The sequence below is a fragment of the Nocardia altamirensis NBRC 108246 genome (assembly GCF_001612685.1).
Lineage (GTDB): Bacteria > Actinomycetota > Actinomycetes > Mycobacteriales > Mycobacteriaceae > Nocardia > Nocardia altamirensis.
Genome location: NZ_BDAY01000047.1, coordinates 85,917 through 100,886, shown reverse-complemented (window position 1 = coordinate 100,886; position 14,970 = coordinate 85,917). Strand labels below are relative to the sequence as shown.

The following is a 14,970-nucleotide window of genomic DNA, read 5'->3' as shown; positions in this document are numbered from 1 at the left end:
GAAGGTCACCGCGCGGGCACCGCAGACCACCCCGGCGCCGACCTCCAACGCGGCCCCGACCTCCGGCGCCCCGAAGACCGACACCGCGACCGACGAGGCCAAGGTGCTGCGTGGCGCCGCCGCCGCCGTCGCCAAGAACATGGCCGCGTCGCTGACCATCCCGACCGCGACCAGCGTGCGCGCCATCCCGGCGAAGCTGATGATCGACAACCGGCTGGTCATCAACAACCACCTGGCCCGCACCCGCGGTGGCAAGATCTCGTTCACCCACCTGCTGGGTTACGCGATCGTGCAGGGCGTCAAGGCCTTCCCGAACATGAACCGGCACTTCGCCGAGATCGACGGGAAGCCGAACTCGATCACCCCCGCGCACACCAACCTCGGCCTCGCCATCGACCTGCCAGGCAAGGACGGCAGCCGCTCGCTGGTCGTCGCGGCCATCAAGGGCTGCGAGGCGATGACCTTCGGCCAGTTCCACACCGCCTACGAAGACATCGTTCGTCGTGCCCGCGACGCCAAGCTCACCGCTGACGACTTCAGCGGTGTCACCATCTCGCTCACCAACCCCGGCACCATCGGCACCGTGCACTCGGTGCCCCGCCTCATGCCGGGACAGGGCGCCATCATCGGCGCAGGCGCGATGGAGTACCCGGCCGAGTTCCAGGGCATGAGCGACGAGCGCATCGCCGATATCGGCGTCGGCAAGCTGATGACGCTGACCTCCACCTACGACCACCGCATCATCCAGGGTGCGGAGTCCGGTGACTTCCTGCGCACCATCCACCAGCTGCTGATCTCCGACGAGTTCTACGACGAGATCTTCCACGGCCTCGGCGTGCCGTACGAGCCGGTGCGCTGGCGCAAGGACATTCGCGAACGCGGCGTCGACAAGAGCACCCGCGTGCTCGAGATGATCGCGGCCTACCGCAACCGCGGCCACCTGATGGCGGACACCGATCCGCTGCGCCTGGTGAAGGACAAGTTCCGCAGCCACCCCGACCTCGACGTCACCCAGCACGGGCTGACGCTGTGGGACCTGGACCGCACGTTCAACGTCGGCGGCTTCCACGGCCAAGAGCAGATGAAGCTGCGCGAGGTCCTCTCGGTCCTGCGTGACGCCTACTGTCGGCACGTCGGTGTGGAGTACACCCACATCCTGGAAACCGAACAGCTGCAGTGGATTCAGGAGCGGGTCGAGCAGAAGCACGTCAAGCCGACCGTCGCCCAGCAGAAGTACATCCTGAACCGGCTGAACGCGGCGGAGGCCTTCGAGACCTTCCTGCAGACCAAATACGTCGGGCAGAAGCGCTTCTCGCTCGAGGGCGCCGAGGCCGTCATCCCGATGATGGACGCGACCATCGACCAGTGCGCCGAGCACTCGCTCGACGAGGTCATCATCGGCATGCCGCACCGCGGCCGCTTGAACGTGCTCGCCAACATCGTCGGCAAGCCGTACTCGAAGATCTTCACCGAGTTCGAAGGCAACATGAACCCGGCGGGGGCGCACGGCTCCGGCGACGTCAAGTACCACCTCGGCGCGCACGGCACCTACCTGCAGATGTTCGGCGACAACGAGATCGAGGTCTCGCTCACCGCCAACCCCTCGCACCTCGAAGCGGTCGACCCGGTGCTCGAAGGTCTGGTCCGCGCCAAGCAGGACCTGCTGGACAAGGGCGACGGCCCGGAGGGCTACTCCGTGATGCCGCTGATGCTGCACGGTGATGCGGCGTTCGCGGGTCAGGGTGTGGTCGCCGAGACGCTGAACCTGTCGGGTCTGCGCGGCTACCGCGTCGGCGGCACCATCCACATCGTGGTGAACAACCAGATCGGCTTCACCACCGCGCCGGAGAACAGCCGCTCCACCGAATACTCCACGGACATCGCGAAGTTCATCGGTGCGCCGATCTTCCACGTGAACGGCGACGACCCGGAAGCCTGCGACTGGGTGGCTCGCCTCGCGGTCGACTTCCGGCAGAAGTTCCGCAAGGACGTCGTCATCGACATGGTCTGCTACCGGCGTCGCGGCCACAACGAGGGCGACGACCCTTCGATGACCCAGCCGGCCATGTACGACGTGATCGACACCAAGCGCTCGGTGCGTAAGGCGTACACCGAGAGCCTGATCGGTCGTGGCGACATCTCGCTGAAAGAGGCCGAGGACGCGCTGCGCGACTACCAGGGTCAGCTGGAGCGGGTCTTCAACGAGGTCCGTGAGCTGGAGAAGTACACCCCGGAGCCGAGCGAGTCGGTCGAGGACGACCAGCGGGTGCCGACCACCGTGCAGACCGCGGTGGACAAGGCTGTGCTGCAACGCATCGGCGACGCGTTCCTCAACGTGCCCGAGGGCTTCAATGTGCACCCGCGCGTCAAGCCGGTGCTGGAGAAGCGCCGCGAAATGGCGTACGAGGGCAAGGTCGACTGGGCGTTCGCCGAATTGATGGCCTTCGGCACGTTGATCGACGAAGGCCGCGCGGTGCGCCTGACCGGTCAGGACTCCCGGCGCGGCACCTTCACCCAGCGGCACGCGGTGATCATCGACCGCAAGTCGGGCGAGGAGTACACCCCGCTGCACAACATCGGCAGCACCGACCCCGGTTGGTTCGCGGTGCACGACTCGGCGCTGAGTGAGTACGCCGCCGTCGGCTTCGAATACGGCTACTCCCTCGGCAACGAGAACGCACTCGTGTTGTGGGAGGCGCAGTTCGGCGACTTCGTCAACGGCGCGCAGTCCATCATCGACGAGTTCATCTCCTCGGGTGAGGCCAAGTGGGGCCAGCTCTCCGACGTCGTGCTGCTGCTGCCGCACGGTCACGAGGGTCAAGGTCCGGACCACACCTCCGGTCGGATCGAGCGGTTCCTGCAGCTGTGCGCCGAGGGCTCGATGACGGTCGCCGTGCCGTCCACCCCGGCGAACTACTTCCACCTGCTGCGCCGCCACGCGCTGGACGGCATCCGCCGCCCGATGATCGTCTTCACCCCGAAGTCGATGCTGCGCAACAAGGCTGTGGTGTCGGATCTGAAGGACTTCACCGAGAGCAAGTTCCGCTCGGTGTTCGACGAGCCCGGCTACGAGACAGGCACCGGCGACCGCAGCAAGGTCAAGCGAGTCCTGATGACCAGCGGCAAGCTTTACTACGAGCTGGCCGCCGAGAAGGCGAAGCAGAAGCGCGAGGACGTCGCGATCGTGCGGATCGAGCAGCTCTACCCGCTGCCCACCTACCGCCTGAACGAGTCGCTCGACCGCTACCCCAACGCGACCGACATCGCGTGGGTCCAGGAGGAACCGGCCAACCAGGGCGCATGGCCCTTCTTCGGCCTCAACCTCCCCGAGCTGCTGCCCGAGCGCCTCGGCAAGCTCCGCCGCATCTCCCGCCGCGCCATGTCGGCCCCGTCCTCGGGATCGAGCAAGGTGCACGCGGTGGAACAGGCGGAAATCGTCGCCGAAGCCTTCGAACCGACCAGCTAGTTCCGTGACCCGAACGCCGGGTCGATTCCGCTCCTCACAGCGGATTCGACCCGGCGTTCGGCGTTCATCGACAGCGTTGAAGACGGTCCGTAAGATCCATCAGCATGACTGACGGGGGCCAGCACATCGTGGTTGTTCCCGAGCAGGTGCGCGAGGTCGGCAAGTACGTCTACGAGTTGGCGGACGCCTTGCGAGCCGCGCTCGATGCCGCAGCCAAGGACGTCGGCGCACTCACCGGTGGCGGTTGGACCGGCGACTCGGCCACCGAGTTCGCCAACGGCTGGACCGACGTGCGCGACGGTGGTGCTCGGATCATGAGCGCGTTGACCGGCATGGCGGAGAAACTCGGGGTCACCGCCGCGACCTACGAGACGCGCGATGCGACCAACGCCATCGACACCTCCAGCCTGGATCTGCCATGAGCTCCCAGTTCTCCGTCGACCTCGAGCACCTCGACCAGATCGTGTCCCGGTTGTCCGCGCTCGCCGGCTTCGTCGGCGAACATCTCGACGAGATCGACAACAGGGTCGCGACGCTGCACGGCAGTGGATGGGAAAGTGTTGCCGCCCAGGCGTATGCGGGTGCACATAGTCAATGGGCTACCGGGGCAAGGGAATTCGTCGAGGGGGTACGCGAGATGAGCGACGCCGCAAAGCAGGCCCACGGCCGGTATACCCGCGCGATCGAGCTCAACAACCGAATGATGAACGGCGAGTAGCCATGTTGGTCATCGACTGGGAGGTCTATTACGACGCCGCCAGGAGATGCCATGACCTCGCGGCCGACCTGCGCCGCGCCGACAAGCCCGTGCACGACGCGGTCAAAGGTGAATGCGCTGGCATGGCGGGAGACGCGCCGGGCTGCAAGGAATGGGGTCTGAAATACGACACCACCGCCAGGGACACGATGCAGGCCTGCACGAATCTGGCCGACGCACTCACCAACTTCGGTTACATCCTGTACGCGGCCGGTTACAACTGGGCCGTCAGCAACCAGAGCAATCCGATGCCGCAGCGCCCCGACGTTCGCGAGATGTCCCAGTACCAGGTCTCGATCCCGACCTCGGTGCGCGACAACGGAATCGGGATCGACCGCAACGGCGGCGTTCAGGAACTCTTCGATCTGCTGATCGCACAGATCCTCGAGCAGTTCGGCAAACTCTCCAACGGTGACGTCAAGAAGCTCGCCGTAGCGTCCTCGACCTGGTCCACCTTCGCCAAACACGACACCATCGCCGGTGCCCCCGCTCGCATCAACACCATCATCGGTCTGTTCGACACCATCCAGGACAAGAACGGCCTCCCCGCACTCATCGGCCGCCTGGAAACCCTCCGCGGCGGAGCCGACCAGGTGCTGGCCGCGTCGCAAAACCTCGCAGGTCCGGTCGCCGAATACCACACCAACACCGTCTCGGTCCGCGACAACATCCAATCCTCAATCACCCAGGCGGAGTGGGCAATCGGCATCACCGTCGCCGTCGCCGTAGTCGGCGCCCTCTTCACCTTCGGCAGCAGCGCAGCGGCAGGAGCAGGCGGCGTCGGCGTAATCGTCACCAACACGATCAACACCATCCGCACCGTCTACCAAGGAAGCAACCTACTCAAGGCCGTCGGCCTCACCGCCGCAGTCGCAGGCGCAGTAGGAGTCGTCACTTCCTTCGACAAAGTCCCCGACCTCGGCAGCACCCTCGCCTCCCTCGCGGGAATTATCGCGATGAAGGTGCTCATAGATGATGACAACGAGTCATCGAGTCCGCGCAATGCGTCCAATACGCCTGGCACAGCTGACTACCAACGACGACTCGACGAGCTGGCAAAGGATCCGGCCAAGAACGGGGCATCGAGCCCGCAGTCACGGCGTGAGGCAGAGGTCGGCCTACAGGCGGAAAACGACGGTTCGATCCCAGGACCGATCACCAGAGCACAACCTGGTCCGAACGGCGAGGACCAAGGCGAATTCATCGACTCGAACAATCAACGATGGGACGTGAAGAGCTCGCCCGACGCGCAGCCGGGGTATCGCCCTGGCGCGGGACAACCCATTTCGAATCCGCAGACGGATGAGCAGTTCACTAGGATGATCGACAAGGACATCGCGACTGGCGAGCGAGTTCTGCTCGACCCCGACGGCATGTCACCTGCCCGCCGAATCCACCTCGAAGAGGTGGTGGCTAACAATCCCGATTGGCAAGGAAAGGTGGTTTGGGGCCGATGACCGAGGTAGGCGGACGGTCGCGTGACAGTGTGATTCGCTGGCCCAGCGACGCGAAAGCACGCCGAACGCTGGAACAGTATCTGGACAATCTATCGACAGCGCCGACTTCGTCCCTTTCGGTGGACTCGTTGCTTGCCGCCGATGGGCTGACGTTCACTGGCGCAGACCTTTCCGGCCTGCAGCTGCAAGAAGCTGCGCTCAACGAAGCCGACTTGAGCGGCATCCGATTGGTCGGTGCCGATCTGTATCAAGCCTGGATTCTTTCCGCCGATCTCCGCCGCACCGACCTGACGGGAGCGGACCTGCGGAAGGTACAGGGCCGTGGCTGCAAGGCGAATGATGCGGTCATTCGTGAATCGCAGTTGCAGGGTGCGGTTTTCGAGGACGCCGACTTTCGCGGAGTGGATCTCAGCGACTCGAACCTGATCGATGCAACCTTTACCGGAACTGATCTGCGCGGCGCGAACATCAGCCGATGCCGCTTGGGCTGGACCGATTTCTCGAACTGCCGGATGAGCGAGACCGAGGTAACCGGTGCCGTCGGCACAATTCTCGGCCCGATCGACGTCGGCACGACCGAGCCACGTCTCCTCGGCGGCACCGAACTCGCAGAATGGTTCGCCGTACGCGGCGCACCTGATGTCGACGTGCACGCAAACTGACAACGGCGGGGGCAGCGGCCCGCATGAACTAGCCGGATCGCTCGAAGAACTTGCCGCGTACATGCAGGCGCGGCTTTCATCGAGTCCGAACTAACCCGGCAACGTCTCTGGAGTTGCGGCTCGCAGGGCGGCTGACAGTACGGGGCTGAGGGTTAGTGAGGGTAGGGATTCGACTAGTAGATCGATGAGTTCTGTACGGGTGATGGGCTTTTCGCTCATCCAGGTGAGGATGGTTTCCTCGACGAACGCCATCCAGCCGCGGAGGGCGAGGGTGAGGCGTGGGCGATCGGGGTCGTCGGCGGCGATCGGCGCCTCGGCGAGGACGAGTTCGGCGATGGCGCTGCGGGATTCGTTGACGTAGGTGAGCATGCCCGGGTAGACGCTGGATGGACCGCGCAGGATCGCGCGGTAGGCGGCGCCGTTCTCTTCGACGTAGTCGACGTATCGCTCGACGGAGTCCCGCAACATGTCGAACAGACCGAGACTGTGGTTCGGCGCGATCGCGGCCAGGAACTCGACGCTGACGTGCCGCGCGATGGCCTCGTGGAAGTCGTGCTTGGAATCGAAGTAGTGGAACAGCAGCCCACGCGAGATGCCTGCCTGCTTGGCGATCTCTTCGACGGAGATGTCCTCCAACGCGCGTTCGGCCAGCAGTTCGGCACCGAGGGTGATCAGTTGTAAGCGGCGCTCGTCCGGGCTGAGCCGGACACGCTTGGTTTCTCCCGATCGACTCATGGTCACACCGACATCCTACTGAACGTGATTCAATACTGTTGACTGCTGCTCAATAAGGATCTACGCTCGGGTATATGAGTCGCAAGGTTACAGACAAAGCTGTCGACAGCCGACCCACCCGCCACCACAAGACGATCATCATCGGCAGTGGGTTCGCCGGCCTGGGCCTGGCCATCCGACTGAGTCAGCAGGGTCGTGACGACTACCTCGTGCTGGAGCGCGGCAGCGATGTCGGCGGCACCTGGCGGGACAACACCTACCCGGGCGCGGCCTGCGATGTCCCGTCGCACCTGTACTCGTACTCCTTCGCGCTCAACCCGAACTGGTCGCGCTCGTTCTCCCGCCAGGGCGAGATCCAGCAGTACATCCAGGCCGTCGCGGACAAGTACCAGGTGCGCGACAAGCACCTCTTCGACTGCGACGTGACCAGCGCCCGCTGGAACGACACCGCCGCCCACTGGGAAATCGAGTCGAGCAAGGGCAGCTTCACCGCCGACACCGTGGTCTCCGCGATCGGCGCGTTGTGCGAGCCCGCTCTGCCGGACATCAAGGGCATCAACGACTTCCAGGGCGAGATCTTCCATTCGGCCCGCTGGAACCACGACGCGGATCTAGCCGGAAAGCGCGTCGCGATCATCGGCACCGGCGCCTCCGCCATCCAGATCGTCCCCGCGATCGCGGACAAGGTCGCGAGCCTCGACGTCTACCAGCGCACCGCGCCGTGGCTGCTCCCCCGCCTCGACCGGCCGTACACCACACCGGAAAAACTGGCCTTCAAATACCTGCCCGGCGTCCAACGCCTTTCCCGCGCGGCCATCTACGCGGCCCGGGAAACCCAGGTCGTCGGCCTGGCCAAGTTCCCGGCGCTGATGCAGGCCTTCGAGCTCATCGCCAGGGCCAAGCTGCGCTACGAGGTGCCCGATCCCGAGCTCCGCGCGAAGGTCACCCCGGACTTCCGGATCGGCTGCAAGCGAATGCTGATCTCGAACAACTACTACCCCGCGCTCGGCCGCGACCACGTCGACGTGATCACCGACGGCATCGCCGAGGTGCGCGCGAACTCGATCGTCGCCAAGGACGGCACCGAACGCGAGATCGACGCCCTGGTGGTGGCGACCGGCTTCCATGTCACCGACTCGCCGACCTACGACACCATCGCAGGCCGCGACGGCCGCACCCTCAGCGAGGTGTTCGACGAGATCGGCCAGCAGGGCTACAAGGGGTCGGCGGTCGCCAACTTCCCCAACATGTTCTTCCTGCTCGGCCCGAACGTCGGCCTCGGCCACACCTCGATGGTCTTCATGATCGAATCGCAGATCAATTACATCGCGGACGCGCTGGCCACCATCGACAAGCAGAACCTGCGCACCGTCGAGGTGCGCCGCGACGTGCAGGACGACTTCAACAAGGACCTGCAGCAGAAGCTGAGCAAGAGCGTCTGGATCAACGGCGGCTGCGCCAGCTGGTATCTGGACAAGCACGGCAACAACACGACACTGTGGCCCGACTTCACCTTCGAGTTCCGTAGGCTGACCAAAACATTCGACGTGGCAGCCTATGCGACGACTCCCGTGTCCGACACGTCCCGAACCGAAACGAAAGTGGGGGCTTCCCAGTGAGCAATGACGCTTACTTCAAAGACAAGGTCTGTGTGATCACCGGGGCTGGCTCCGGTATCGGTCGCGCACTCGCCGAAAACCTGGCCAAGCGTGGCGCGAAGCTGGCACTGTCCGACATCGACACCGACGGCCTCGCCGAAACGGTGCGGATCGTCGAAAAGCTCGGCGCCGAAGTGAAATCCGACCGCATCAACGTCGCCGAACGCGAAGCCGTCCTGCTCTACGCGGACGCGGTGAAGGCGCACTTCGGCAAGGTGCACCAGATCTACAACAACGCGGGCATCGCCTACCACGGCGACGTGATCAAGTCCGAGTTCAAGGACATCGAACGCATCATGGACGTCGACTTCTGGGGCGTCGTCAACGGCACCAAGGCGTTCCTGCCGCACCTGATGGAGTCGGGTGCAGGCCACGTCGTCAACGTCTCCAGTCTGTTCGGCCTGATCGCGGTGCCCGGCCAAAGCGCCTACAACTCGGCCAAATTCGCGGTTCGCGGGTTCACCGAGGCGCTGCGCCAGGAAATGCTCGTCGGCAAGCACCCGGTCAAGGTCACCTGTGTGCACCCTGGCGGCATCAAGACCGCCGTCGCGCGCAACTCGACCTACGCCGAGGGCATCGACGGCAAGAAGGCGGCCGCGCTGTTCGACTCGAAGCTGGCCATGCACTCCCCGGAGATGGCCGCGCAAACCATCACCGAAGGCGTACGCAAGGGACACGGACGGGTGCTGATCGGCTGGGAAGCCAAGCTGCTCGACGTGTTCGTCCGCGTCACCGCCTCCGGCTACCAGCGCATCGCTGCCGTCGTGAACCGCCCGTTCCTTCCCTGATTCGAGCAAAACCCATGCGGGACATCACTCTTCCGCTGCCGGTCGCGCGGACGGTACTGCGTCCGATCTTCCGGGGCATCCTGAATTCCCGGCTGCCGTGGCAGTGGCAGCGGCGCCTGATGGAGATCGGCTCGGTGGCACAGTTGGTGCCGTCGGGCACCACCATCGACCGAATCCGCCTCGGCGGCAGGCCGGCGGAGCGGATCACCGCGACCGCGAAGCCGGTCGGCGCGGTGCTGTATCTGCACGGCGGCGGCTATGCGGTCGGCTCTGCGGCCACCCACCGCTCGCTGACGGCCCGGCTCGCGCACGAAACCGGTTCGGCCGTTTACGTTCTCGACTACCGATTGGCGCCGGAGCACCCGTTCCCGGCCGCACTCGATGACGCCGAGGCGGCGTTCCTCGAGCTGGTCGACACCAAGGGCTACCGTCCCGACCAGATCGCGTTGTCCGGCGATTCCGCGGGCGGCGGCCTGTCGATGGCCACGGCGCAGCGACTGATCGCCGGGCACGGGCACACGCCGGCCGCGCTCGGCCTGATCGCGCCGTGGACCGACCCGAACCGGATCCCCGAACGCGCCGCCGACCTGGTGATCAACCGGATGTGGTCGCGGGCCTGCGCCGCCGCGTATCTCGGCGGCGGGGATTCGAGTGATCCTGGTTACGCTCCGCTCACCGGAGTATTGGTCGGCCTGCCGCCGACCTATGTGCAGGTCGACGTCGATGAACTGCTGCACGGGCAATGCGGGGACTTGGTCGCCGCGCTCCGCGCGGCAGGCGTGCACGTCCGGTTCACCGAAAGCGTAGGCCTGTGGCATGTCTCGCAACTGCAAGCGTCGCTGGTCGCCCCGGCCGCGGCGGCGCTCAGCGAACTGGCCGCGTTCCTGCGGGAGGCGCTTCAGCCGGTCGATATCCGAGATTTAGGATGAGCACGGAACTGATCTGTACTCGGCGTCACGCACAGATCCGTATCCGGTGGTCGACCTCACGGCCCTGACACAGGTGTCGTAGATTACTGACGAGTAAACCCACGTGGAAGGGCAGTGATGCGCGAGTTCGAAGTCCCGGCTTCCTACACCATCCCGGAAGACGCGAACAATTCCGACAATGTCTTCCGGCATGCCGAAGAGTCGCCCGACGTGGTGCTGTTCAACGTGCCGAACGGCAACGGCGGTTTGCGGGACGTCACCGCCGCGGAGTTCGCGAAGACCGTGACCGGCGTCGCCAAGGGATTGATCGCCTCGGGCATCGAACTCGGCGACCGCGTCGCCATCATGGCCCCCACCCGTTACGAGTGGGCCGTGCTCGACTTCGCCATCTGGGCGGCTGGCGGCTGCACCGTCGCCATCTACGACAGCTCCGCCGCCGAGCAGGCCAAGTGGATCCTGCAGGACTCCGCCACCAAGCTGCTGATCGTCGACGCCGACAAGCACCGCACGGTCATCAACGAGATCGCGGCGGGCGAACTGCCTGATCTGAAGGAAACCCTGCAGATCGACAAGGGTGCGGTCGACGAACTGACCACCCGCGGCGCCGACCTGGACGACCAGGCCGTGCACGACCGCCGCAAGCAGGTCAACGCGAACTCGCCGGCCACCCTGATCTACACCTCGGGCACCACCGGGCGCCCCAAGGGCGTGATGCTCTCGCACGCCAACCTCTACGCCGAGTCCCGATCGGACCGGATCGCGTTCAGCGAGTTCCTCAAGCCGGGCAAGAAGACGCTGATGTTCCTGCCGCTGGCGCACATTCTCGCCCGCGCTGTCGCGCTGGCCGTGTTCGACGCCAAAGCGATCATCTTGCACACCTCCGACTGGTCCACCCTCGTCGACCAATTCGGCAGCTACAAGCCGCATTTCATTCTCTCGGTGCCGCGGGTGTTCGAGAAGGTGTTCAACGGCGCGAAGCAAAAGGCGCACGACGGCGGCAAGGGCAAGATCTTCGACGCGGCCGCCGACACCGCGATCGCGTGGAGCGAATCGCTCGACAACGGTGGACCCGGCCTGGTGCTCAAGCTCAAGCACGCGCTGTTCGACAAGCTCGTCTACAGCAAGCTGCGGGTCGCACTCGGCGGCCGGTGCGAGGCCTCGATCTCCGGCGGCGGCCCGCTCGGCGCCCGCCTCGGCCACTTCTTCCGTGGCGTCGGCGTCACGATCTATGAGGGCTACGGCCTCACCGAAACCACCGCCGCCATCACGGTGAACACCCCGAACAACATCCGGGTCGGCTCGGTCGGCCAGCCGATCGAAGGCCACAGCGTCAAGATCGCCGAGGACGGCGAGCTGCTGCTGCGCGGGTTGGTTGTCTTCGACGGCTACTGGGGCAACGCCGAAGCCACCGAGGACGCCTTCGTCGACGGCTGGTTCAAGACCGGCGACCTCGGCGCCGTCGACGCGGACGGGTTCGTCACGATCACCGGCCGCAAGAAGGAAATCATCGTCACTGCGGGCGGCAAGAACGTCTCCCCGGGAGTACTCGAGGATTCGCTGCGGGCACACCCGCTGATCAGCCAGGTGATGGTGGTCGGCGACGGCCAGCCGTTCATCGGTGCGCTGATCACCCTCGATCAGGAAGCGCTGCCCGGCTGGCAGAAGAACCACAACGTGCCCGCCGACACCCCGATCGAGAAGCTGATCGAGAACCCGGAACTGACCGCCGAGATCGACGCCGCCGTCGCCGAGACCAACAAGAAGGTCTCGCACGCCGAGGCGATCAAGAAGTACCGCATCCTGCCGGTCGATTGGACCGAGGAGACCGGGGAGCTCACCCCGAAGCAGTCGCTCAAGCGCGCTGTCGCGATGAAGCAGCACGCCGACGACGTAGCCAAGATCTACTCCTGAGTTCACGCACCGGCGCTGTTCGCGAGTTTCGCTCGCGGGCAGCGCCTTTCGCGTGTTCGGGGACATGAATGGCCGGTGGGCGTTCAATGGAGCTCAGGTCTTCGAGGACAGGGAGGGTTCTCATGAACGCGGCTGAGTTGCTCGACGAAATTCAGGCGGAGCTCGCGCCACACGACGGCGACAACCGGCTCGTGCCGCTCATCGCGGCAGGTAAGGCGCCGCGGGCGGTGTTCGCCGCGCTCGCCGCGGAGGAACGGTGGATCACCCGCAGCGACTGGCGCAGTTTCCACGAAATGGCCGCGCGCGCAGACGATCCCGACGCACGGACCTTCTTCGGCACGCTCGCGCCCGGTGAGCAGCAGGCCTACGCGATGCTGGACGCATTGATCGCGGCCGCCGGGCCGGACCCGGGCGCTGAGCTGCCGAGGGCGGGCTGCCAGGCGTATCCGGCGTTCGTCGCATGGCTGGCGTTGCACGGCGAATCCGCCGCGACCGCCGCCGGGATCTACGCCAATTTCGCGGCGTTCGGCACGTACTGCGGGATCGTCGCGGCCGCGATGCGCGAACACTACGGTTTCGACGACGCCGCGTGCGCCTTCTTCGACTTCTTCGCCGCGGACGTGCCCGTGATCGGACAGCAGGCGCTGGTCGCCATTCAGGCCGGGCTCGACGCCGAGCGCTTGGATCTCGAAGCGGCCCACCGGTACGCGCGGCTCTTCCAGCATTACGAGTTGCTGTTCTGGAACACCCTCGCCGACGAATTCACCGAATAGGCGGAGGAGCGCACGTCACCAAATGGTCATATTGTCGGGCTGAACAGGCAGTACGCTCGAATTCATGGCCGACCTGCGACTGCGTTCGCCCGCACTGCGGGTGGTGGCTGGGATCGTCTCGGCAGGGGTGACGCTCGGCGTCGCGGAACTGCTCGCGGCGTTCTTCGGCGCCGACAGCGCGCCCCTCAATGCCCTCGGCGCGACCGTCGTCGATCACACGCCCGATGGTCTCCGGGAATGGGCCATCAGCACGTTCGGCACCAGCGACAAGACGGTGCTGTATATCTGCATGGCGGTAGTTGCGCTGGTGGTCGCGGGGCTGGCGGGAGCGGTCGAAAGGACCACGCGCGCTGCGGGTTCGGTGCTGCTCGGAGTTTTCGGTGCGGTAGCGACCCTGGTCGCGGTGGGGCGCACCGGTGTAGCGGGGGCGCTGCCGACGATCGTCGGGGTTGTCGCGGGGATCTATGCGCTGCGGGCGTTGACGCGACGGATCGAGGATGCGCAACAGGCGGATGCCGAAAGCGTAGGGTTCGCGGACAGTCCGGCGACGCAGTCGTCGACCGGTCTCGGCGGTAGCACCGCCGACCAGTCCGCCGGTGAAATAGACAGCGCTGGAACGGAATCCGCCGACGGAGTGGGTGCGTCGACCGAGGGGACGGCCGCGACTACCAGACCGGCACCGCAGCAGCCAGTGACGACATCCGGCGTCACCGCAGACCCCGCCGGGATCGCGGCAACACCAGAGCGGCGACGGGTCTTGCAGGGGTTGGTGATTGCGGGCGGCCTAGCCATCGTCACCGGGACGGCGGGGCGACTGCTCGGCGTATCGCGGCGGGATGTGTCCGGCGAGCGGGCCGCGGTGGAATTGCCGCAACCGGTCGCGCCCGAGACGCCGATTGCGCCGGGAGCCGATCTGCAGGTGCCGGGACTGACGCCGTACCTGACGCCGAGTTCGGACTTCTATCGCATCGACACCGCGCTGATCGTGCCGCAGGTGTCCAAGGACAGCTGGTCGCTGCGCATCCACGGCATGGTTGATCGGGAAATCCGGCTCACCTGGGCGGATTTGGAGCATCGTGCGGTCGAAGAGCACCTGGTGACGTTGGCGTGCGTGTCCAACCCGGTCGGCGGCGACCTGATCGGCAACGCCCGCTGGCTCGGCTATCGGCTCGATGCGCTGCTCGCCGAGGCAGGCCCGCATCCCGACGCCGACATGGTGCTGTCGCACAGCACCGACGGCTGGACCGCGGGCACCCCGCTGGCCGCGCTCACCGACGGCAGGGACGCGCTGCTCGCGGTCGGCATGAACGGCGAGCCGCTGCCCGTCACGCACGGCTATCCGGCCAGGCTGGTGGTGCCCGGCCTCTACGGTTATGTCTCCGCAACCAAGTGGGTCACCGAATTGGAGGTCACCCGCTTCGATCGGGCTACCGCCTACTGGACACGCCGAGGCTGGTCCGCGCTCGGCCCGATCAAGACCGGCACCCGCATCGACACTCCGCGCCCGCGCGGCCGAATCAAACAGGGCCGCACCACCATCGCAGGCGTCGCCTGGGCCCAGCACCGCGGCATCCGCGCCGTCGAAGTCCAAATCGACAACGGCAACTGGCAACCCGCCCGCCTAGCCGACGAACTCTCCATCGACACCTGGCGCCAATGGGTCTTCGACTGGGACGCCACCCCCGGCCCGCACACCATCCGCGCCCGCAGCACCGACGCCACCGGCGAAGTCCAAACCGCCGAACGCCGCGACGTCGTCCCCGACGGCGCCACCGGCCACCCCACCGTCACCTTCCAGGTCGCCTGAGCGGACTCGCTCGGTGACAACCGGTGC

12 protein-coding genes are annotated in these 14,970 nt (G+C 65.9%); 11 read left to right on the top strand and 1 reads right to left on the bottom strand.

Annotated elements, in window-relative coordinates; genetic code table 11:
- The 5 genes from NA11_RS24275 to NA11_RS24255 form a co-directional block, all read left to right on the top strand.
- A partial coding sequence (locus NA11_RS24275) for a multifunctional oxoglutarate decarboxylase/oxoglutarate dehydrogenase thiamine pyrophosphate-binding subunit/dihydrolipoyllysine-residue succinyltransferase subunit (protein WP_069164272.1) occupies positions 1 to 3,466 on the top strand: 3,466 nt, incomplete at its 5' end.
- A 104-nt stretch (positions 3,467 to 3,570) separates the two neighbouring features.
- On the top strand, positions 3,571 to 3,888 hold the full coding sequence (locus NA11_RS24270) for a WXG100 family type VII secretion target (RefSeq protein ID WP_069164271.1): 318 nt from the start codon (positions 3,571 to 3,573) through the stop codon (positions 3,886 to 3,888).
- Positions 3,885 to 4,184 (top strand): WXG100 family type VII secretion target, encoded by a 300-nt coding sequence (locus NA11_RS24265; protein ID WP_069164270.1) that lies wholly within the window; start codon positions 3,885 to 3,887, stop codon positions 4,182 to 4,184. Before NA11_RS24270 ends, NA11_RS24265 begins: the two co-directional genes overlap by 4 nt.
- A 2-nt stretch (positions 4,185 to 4,186) precedes the next feature.
- The gene (locus tag NA11_RS24260) at positions 4,187 to 5,680 is read left to right on the top strand and encodes a hypothetical protein (RefSeq protein ID WP_174567720.1); all 1,494 of its coding nucleotides are present in this window, start codon (positions 4,187 to 4,189) and stop codon (positions 5,678 to 5,680) included.
- A complete protein-coding gene (locus NA11_RS24255) occupies positions 5,677 to 6,342 on the top strand; it encodes a pentapeptide repeat-containing protein (protein WP_084655016.1) in 666 nt (221 codons plus the stop codon). Before NA11_RS24260 ends, NA11_RS24255 begins: the two co-directional genes overlap by 4 nt.
- Before the next feature lie 90 nt (positions 6,343 to 6,432).
- Here the strand turns inward: NA11_RS24255 and NA11_RS24250 are convergent, their stop codons facing one another.
- A complete protein-coding gene (locus NA11_RS24250) occupies positions 6,433 to 7,077 on the bottom strand; it encodes a TetR/AcrR family transcriptional regulator (protein WP_069164291.1) in 645 nt (214 codons plus the stop codon).
- A 74-nt stretch (positions 7,078 to 7,151) separates the two neighbouring features.
- Here NA11_RS24250 and NA11_RS24245 point away from each other — a divergent pair, with 74 nt between their 5' ends.
- From NA11_RS24245 to NA11_RS24220, 6 genes are all read left to right on the top strand, one after another.
- Positions 7,152 to 8,696, top strand: a complete 1,545-nt coding sequence (locus NA11_RS24245) for a flavin-containing monooxygenase (protein ID WP_069164268.1) — start codon at positions 7,152 to 7,154, stop codon at positions 8,694 to 8,696.
- Positions 8,693 to 9,523 carry an SDR family NAD(P)-dependent oxidoreductase gene (locus NA11_RS24240; RefSeq protein WP_069164267.1) on the top strand — a complete coding sequence of 277 codons (831 nt, stop codon included), beginning with the start codon at positions 8,693 to 8,695 and terminating at the stop codon, positions 9,521 to 9,523. The genes NA11_RS24245 and NA11_RS24240 overlap by 4 nt, the downstream gene beginning before the upstream one ends.
- Positions 9,524 to 9,537: 14 nt before the next feature.
- On the top strand, positions 9,538 to 10,452 hold the full coding sequence (locus NA11_RS24235; RefSeq protein WP_069164266.1) for an alpha/beta hydrolase: 915 nt from the start codon (positions 9,538 to 9,540) through the stop codon (positions 10,450 to 10,452).
- Between the two features lie 117 nt (positions 10,453 to 10,569).
- Positions 10,570 to 12,363, top strand: coding sequence for an AMP-dependent synthetase/ligase (locus NA11_RS24230; RefSeq protein WP_069164265.1), 1,794 nt, complete (start codon positions 10,570 to 10,572; stop codon positions 12,361 to 12,363).
- A 122-nt stretch (positions 12,364 to 12,485) separates the two neighbouring features.
- A complete protein-coding gene (locus NA11_RS24225) occupies positions 12,486 to 13,136 on the top strand; it encodes a transcriptional regulator (RefSeq protein ID WP_069164264.1) in 651 nt (216 codons plus the stop codon).
- Between the two features lie 64 nt (positions 13,137 to 13,200).
- On the top strand, positions 13,201 to 14,943 hold the full coding sequence (locus NA11_RS24220) for a molybdopterin-dependent oxidoreductase (protein ID WP_069164263.1): 1,743 nt from the start codon (positions 13,201 to 13,203) through the stop codon (positions 14,941 to 14,943).
- Positions 14,944 to 14,970 lie beyond the last annotated feature (27 nt).

Coding starts and splice junctions, on each gene's coding strand:
- NA11_RS24220 (WP_069164263.1), top strand. CDS start 13,201: ATGGCCGACCTGCGACTGCGTTCGCCCGCACTGCGGGTGGTGGCTGGG.
- NA11_RS24250 (WP_069164291.1), bottom strand. CDS start 7,077: ATGAGTCGATCGGGAGAAACCAAGCGTGTCCGGCTCAGCCCGGACGAG.
- NA11_RS24270 (WP_069164271.1), top strand. CDS start 3,571: ATGACTGACGGGGGCCAGCACATCGTGGTTGTTCCCGAGCAGGTGCGC.
- NA11_RS24225 (WP_069164264.1), top strand. CDS start 12,486: ATGAACGCGGCTGAGTTGCTCGACGAAATTCAGGCGGAGCTCGCGCCA.
- NA11_RS24235 (WP_069164266.1), top strand. CDS start 9,538: ATGCGGGACATCACTCTTCCGCTGCCGGTCGCGCGGACGGTACTGCGT.
- NA11_RS24230 (WP_069164265.1), top strand. CDS start 10,570: ATGCGCGAGTTCGAAGTCCCGGCTTCCTACACCATCCCGGAAGACGCG.
- NA11_RS24245 (WP_069164268.1), top strand. CDS start 7,152: ATGAGTCGCAAGGTTACAGACAAAGCTGTCGACAGCCGACCCACCCGC.
- NA11_RS24260 (WP_174567720.1), top strand. CDS start 4,187: ATGTTGGTCATCGACTGGGAGGTCTATTACGACGCCGCCAGGAGATGC.
- NA11_RS24255 (WP_084655016.1), top strand. CDS start 5,677: ATGACCGAGGTAGGCGGACGGTCGCGTGACAGTGTGATTCGCTGGCCC.
- NA11_RS24265 (WP_069164270.1), top strand. CDS start 3,885: ATGAGCTCCCAGTTCTCCGTCGACCTCGAGCACCTCGACCAGATCGTG.